This is a genomic window from Myroides sp. WP-1 (genome assembly GCF_014145635.1).
Classification (GTDB): domain Bacteria; phylum Bacteroidota; class Bacteroidia; order Flavobacteriales; family Flavobacteriaceae; genus Flavobacterium.
In genome coordinates this window covers 1-1330 of the sequence record NZ_JACHTC010000058.1, presented here as the reverse complement: position 1 = coordinate 1330, position 1330 = coordinate 1, and the positions used below count along the sequence as shown (strand labels likewise).

Annotated in this window: 1 protein-coding gene; it reads right to left on the bottom strand. The window is 37.3% G+C overall.

Annotated elements, in window-relative coordinates:
• Window positions 1-145 precede the first annotated feature (145 nt).
• Window positions 146-1312, bottom strand: coding sequence for a tetracycline-inactivating monooxygenase Tet(X2) (locus H4K33_RS16275; RefSeq protein ID WP_008651082.1), 1167 nt, complete (start codon window positions 1310-1312; stop codon window positions 146-148).
• Window positions 1313-1330 lie beyond the last annotated feature (18 nt).

The following is a 1330-nucleotide window of genomic DNA, read 5'->3' as shown; positions in this document are numbered from 1 at the left end:
AACGTTTGGCAAATTGGCGATGGAGCCGACTTTTAGCACAAATGTTGAATAGAATTACTAATCTTCAACATTGCACAAAAGTTCAATAGAAGTACTTCACCGGCTCTATTGCCAATTTGTTTGTTATGTGCCGTTTTATTCCATTTTATACATTTAACAATTGCTGAAACGTAAAGTCGGGTTTAAACATTTCAATTTCGTTTTGAGTTGATTCTTCTTGTGCTTCTTTGCCATAGATAAACATTTGCTGTTCATAATTTTTAACAGCCTCTTCAATGCTATTAAATTTTCCATCGGCTAGATTATCAGACAATATCAAGGCATCCACCAACCCACTATTTACTCCCTGCCCTGCAAAAGGCGGCATCAAATGTGCGGCATCCCCAATCATTGTTATGGGTAATGGGCGCTTGCTTTTCCAAGGCTTTTCTAAAGGAAATATCCGTGTAGCCAATCCTACAAATGACAACGTCGTATGAATCAATTCTTTGTAGCGTTCGTCCCAATCGGAAAATTCTTTCAGAAGAAAATCAACGACACTATTTCTGTTTTGAAAATCTACCTGCGTTTGGTTTTTCCATTCATCAGGTGTTTTAAAACTTATTCCAAAATGCAATGCACCATTATTATTGGGGTTAGCAAATAATAAATTACCTTGGTGAGATGCCATTAGCCGGTTTCCATTGCATAGCTGAAAAAATCCAGGACAGTTTATCTCTGGTTGATGAATATCGGCTTGTATATTGAAAGTACCTGTTTCTTCAACTTCCGTGTCGGTAACAAATTTTCTTACCTTGGACATCCCGCCATTGGCAAGAATAACCAAATCTGCTGTTTCACTCGGTTTATTCTCAAAAGTTAGTGTCCACTTCTTCTTACCAGGTTCAAGCATAACAAGTTTTCTATCCCAAATAACCGTGTCGTTTTCTAAACTATTCAACAAGATAGCCCTTAAGTCATTTCTGTTTATTTCAGGATTGTCAAATCGATTTTCGGGCTTTACATTTTTTGTGGATAAAATATTGCCTTTTTCATCAGCAATATTTACACCCATTGGTAAGGCTAAGTCATAATAAGTTTGTAACAATCCCGCTTTTTTCATTGCTTCCTGACCTGAACCTTTGTGTAGGTCAAGGGTTCCACCAAAAATTCTTGCCTCTCGGTCGTTGTCTCTTTCGTAAACTGAAACGTCTATGCCGTTTTGCTGTAATAATTTTGCCATAGTCAGTCCAACGGGTCCACCACCAATTATTGCAACGTTCTTATCACTAAGTAAATTCATTTGTTTGTCTGTATCTATTCGCATTGTCATTCAAAAATGGCACATAAC

What these genes read in the sequence shown, in the direction of transcription:
- H4K33_RS16275 (WP_008651082.1), bottom strand. Translation starts at nt 1,312, where the DNA reads ATGACAATGCGAATAGATACAGACAAACAAATGAATTTACTTAGTGAT.